Source organism: Lactobacillus kalixensis DSM 16043 (genome assembly GCF_001434335.1).
In the GTDB taxonomy this organism is placed as follows: Bacteria; Bacillota; Bacilli; order Lactobacillales; family Lactobacillaceae; genus Lactobacillus; species Lactobacillus kalixensis.
The window spans coordinates 1-4566 of sequence record NZ_AZFM01000058.1 but is presented as its reverse complement, the minus strand read 5'-3'; the positions used below and the strand labels follow the sequence as shown (position 1 = coordinate 4566).

The 4566-nt window shown below is 38.3% G+C and carries 1 protein-coding gene; it reads right to left on the bottom strand.

What is annotated here, in order from left to right; all coding sequences use genetic code 11:
- Positions 1 to 4455: DUF1542 domain-containing protein (locus FC46_RS09485; RefSeq protein WP_157046829.1), on the bottom strand; the 4455-nt coding region annotated here is incomplete at its 3' end.
- Positions 4456 to 4566 lie beyond the last annotated feature (111 nt).

The window sequence follows — 4566 nt, the reverse complement described above, 5'->3', positions numbered from 1 at the left end:
TTGCTTTTCGCTATCGCTAAGGTTGTCTGAACCGTTAATTACTTCTGTTTGCTTAGTTAATGCTTCGTCCACTACCTTAGTTGCGGCATCTTTAGCATCTTCCAAGCTAGTTGGTGCTACCTTTTCGATTGCTGCCTTACCGTCTTGTCCTGCTTGTGCTGCTCCATCATTGGTTGTTGCAGCGTTGATCTTGCCCTTGGCTTCATTTGCCGCATCAGTTACTTGCTTGATTAAGTCTTGCTTTTCGCTATCGCTAAGGTTATCTGAACCGTTAATTACTTCTGTTTGCTTAGTTAATGCATCGTCTACTACCTTAGTTGCGGCATTCTTGGCATCTTCCAAGCTTGTTGGTACTACATTTTCGATTGCTGCCTTACCGTCTTGTCCTGCTTGTGCTGCACCATCATTGGTTGTTGCAGAATTAATCTTGTCCTTGGCTTCATTTGCGGCATCGGTTACTTGCTTGATCAAGTCTTGCTTTTCGCTATCGCTAAGGTTGTCTGAACCGTTAATTACTTCTGTTTGCTTAGTAAGTGCTTCGTCCACTACCTTAGTTGCAGCATTCTTGGCATCTTCCAAGCTTGGAACATTAACATTATTAATATTAGTTGTTCCTTCATCTTGTGCCTTCTTAATTGCATCAGCTGTTGTAGCTTTATCAATTGCTTCCTTAGCTGCATTAGCTGCATCGGTTGCGTCATTGATCAATTTATCCTTTTCATCTTGATCAATGTTAGTAGCAGCAGTAATCTCTGTAGTCTTAGCGTCTAATGCTTTTTGGATATCTTCAGTAGCAGCATTCTTAGCATTTTCAAGGTTAGTATCACCATTCAAGCCATTAATTGCATCAGTAATAGCCTTCGTTGCGGCGTCTACTTCTGCCTGAGTTGCCTTAGTATTCTTTAAGACTTCTTGACCAGCATTAATCGCGTTAGTAAGAGCTTCTTGCTTAGCTTGATCAGAATTAGTGTAATTACCAGTACCCTTAGCGTTATTTGCAGTAGTTAAGGCAGTTTCCAAGGCTTCAATATTAGTAGCCTCACCATTAAGATTGCCCTTAGCAGCATTAATAGCATCTAAAGCATCCTTAACTTCACTTGCAGTTGGATTTTCCTTATCTAATACTGCTTGGCCTGCGCTAATTGCACTGTTATATGCTGTTTGAGCTTCGCTGCTACCGTTGTAGTATGCAGGTGTTTCTCTTACGGTTGGAGCTTCCTTAACTGCTGCTTCTAAGGCAGCTTTGTTTGCTGCTTCAGTCTTAGCATCACCATTTAGGTTGTTATTTGCAGTTTCAAGATTTTGTAAAGCTTCATTTACTTCGGCTTGGGTTGCATTAGTATTATCTAAAACTTTTTGTGCAGCTGTAATTGCATTATCATATGCAGTCTTTTGAGTTTCATCTGCATTAGTATAGTTATTGCTTTCTTTTACAGTTGCAGAATTGTTAACTGCTTGTTGAAGGGCAGATTTATCAGTAGCTTCACCCTTAAGATTACCTTTAGCCGTGTTAATCGCATTCAAAGCATCAGTAATTTGAGCAGCAGTTGCGTCTGAATTATCTAAAACTTTTTGACCTGCGCTAACTGCATCATCATAAGCTTTCTTAGCTTCTTCCGTACCATTGTAGTACGCAGCATCAGATTCTTTCACAGTAGGAGCCTCATCAACCGCTTGTTGAAGTGCTTCCTTACTTGTGGCTTTCTTAGCATCCCCATTCAAGGCAGTCTTAGCCGCATTAATTGCACTTAAAGCATTATCTACTTCAGTTTGAGTAGCATTTTCTTTGTCTAAAACAGTTTGGCCTGCAGTAATTGCATCAGTGTAGGCTTTTTGCAAATTAGCATCTGAATTAGTGTAATTTTCACTTGCCTTAGTTGTATCAGCTGCGTTGACTGCGTCTTGAAGGGCATCCTTATTAGTAGCTTCACCAGTTAAAACTTTTTTAGCATCTTGAATAGCTGTTACAGCAGCATCAATGTCACTTTGATCGTAATTTACTGCACCGCTGCTAATATTATCAAGAATTGTATTACCTGCTGCAACTGCAACATGATATGCTACTTGCGCATCAGGAGGAGCATTATAGTATGTATAGCTAGATTTCACATCTTGCTCTTCATCTACCAAGTCTTGAAGTGTAGTAGTATCAACTTTTCTAAAGTCAGCTACTGTTCCTTCGATAGTTTTTGAATCAACAAAATATCTAGTAGCTACCACAGAAATTTTGGCATCATTAGTTAATTGATCGGCCATAGAAGAAAGATCAATTTCGAATTGACCGCCGGTATTACCGGTGCTTCCCGCTGCGTTTAGAACGGATGATGTTATATTGCCATTATTATCAGTATAGACAGTGTAGGGATTATTACCTAATTCTACTGATTTTCCATTGATCTCAACCCAAATATAAATTGGAGAGTTCCCCTCTGCAGGTGCACTTACAGTACCAGTTAACTTATTATCTTTACTAAGATGAACATCACTAAGAGTTACATCTTCACCAGCTGCTACAAATCTCACATTACTTCTATCGGATTTCAGATGATTGGCCACTTCAGTTGTTGTACCTTCGTCTTGAGAAGAAATTGTATAACTAGTGACTTTTCCAGTTCCATCGTAAGTAAAAGTCATCATTCCTAAAGGCTTTTGGTAGTCTTCATCTACATTAGTATTCTTTACACGAGTAAAGTCGATCGTACCATTTTTGATTAAAGACTTACTGTCGTTAGTATTAGCTGATAAATCAATGGTAAATTCTTTTGGTTGGTCAGAAGTGAAAGTACTACCAGATGACAAATTGATGGCAGTTAAAGCGCCAGTTCCATCCCCGCTAATCTTGAAAGTTGAGTGAGGATCAAGAGAAACAGTACCAGTACCTGAAACAGTCATTAAATGCCCCTTGAAGTCTCCAAGATTGGTTGCTTCAAGATTAAAAATCGCACCATCTCCAACGTTAATTTGCGCACCACCATTAATGTAAACTGGATCATCCCAACCATTATTTTGATAGTGTGGAGTACCTTCAGAAGTAATCATTAAAGTACCGTTATTATTAATAGTGGCTCCAGATTCCAGATCCATTGCACTTGATAAATAATTATCGCCAGTAGCCATAGTTAATGGGATCGTTAGAGTTGCATCCTTTTCAATATTTAATTTAGTAGTACCTTTTGAAGCAATACCTCGACTAATTCCATTAACATTCATGAAATCAGATTCTGGTCCACTAGTAGTATGCGGTTCTAGTGTAACATTTGCACCAGATTTAACATCAATAGTAGTAGTTCCACCATCAATTTCGATAACGTTACTATTGACAGTTTTTAGATGCACATTGCTTCCTGATTCAAAAACAATATTGTTTGTTCCATTTCTAAATTGTAGGACTTGTTGATTACCATTCTTACCCTGAGTTTTATAGGAGGTGCCATTTAATCCTACATAACTAGCCACTGAGTTAACATTTACTGTACCATTAAAACTAACAGTAGAATTATAACCTGGTTCAGTATAAACAAGTTGCGAACCAGTGTAATCTACATTATCAAAGGTATATGAGCCAGCATTTCTAACAATTCCAAAATAACTTCTACCATAAAGGGTGATATTCTTAAAGGTTACTCCATAGTCATTGCTATTCATTTTGAAAGAATAACCATTAAAGTCAACTGTATTTTTAGTTTCGCCACTTGACTGGATAGTAATATTACGTTTATTAGTGATATCTACATTAATATTTTCTCCAGTTTTAATATCACCCATATTAATATTATTCGCAATATTAATGGTAGTAGCAGTGCCCGATTGAAGGGCATTCATAAGTTCTTGAGCAGTAGTTACATTTACTGAATTAGTATCGTCTGCTTCCGCAGCAGCCAATACCTTAGCATCAACCTTCAAATCACGGTTCTTAACAGTAGTCTTACTGTCGTCAACCTTAGTTTGATCATCTTTAACAGTTGCTTCAGCTGAGTCTTCTGCCTTCGTAGCTTCATCCGCCTTAACTACTGCATCCCCAGTTTCACTCTTTACCTTATCTGCAGTTTCCTTAGCAGCATCATTCTTGTCGCTTTCAACTGCTACATTCTTTGCGGTATCTTCCTTAATAGTAGTGTCTAAAGAAGTGCCCGCAGCCTTATCAACAACGCTGTCAGTATTTGTTACAGTCTTTGCAGCATCTGTAGCTACTTCAGTCGCCTTGTCATCAGCTTTAGTATCGTTTTCTACAGTTTCACTCTGCGTTTCTGTACTTTCATTCTTAGCTTCACTTACTACAGCACTAGTTGCTTCACCAGATTCAGTCGCAGCTTGCGCACTCTGTCCACCATAAACGAAAAAGGAAACACCAACTAATACTGATGCAGCACCAATGGTCAATTTACGAATGGAGAATCTTTGTCTTTCATCTCTATTCTTTTCTTCAATCATCTTGATAATTCTTTTTGAAAACATCTCATTACCCCTTCAAAGTAATTTATATTCGATAAATATAGTCTTCCTACTGCCTTACTGAAACTTGAAAGCTAAGATTCATGCTCTTTTCGCATGTTTCCTGGCTTTTTC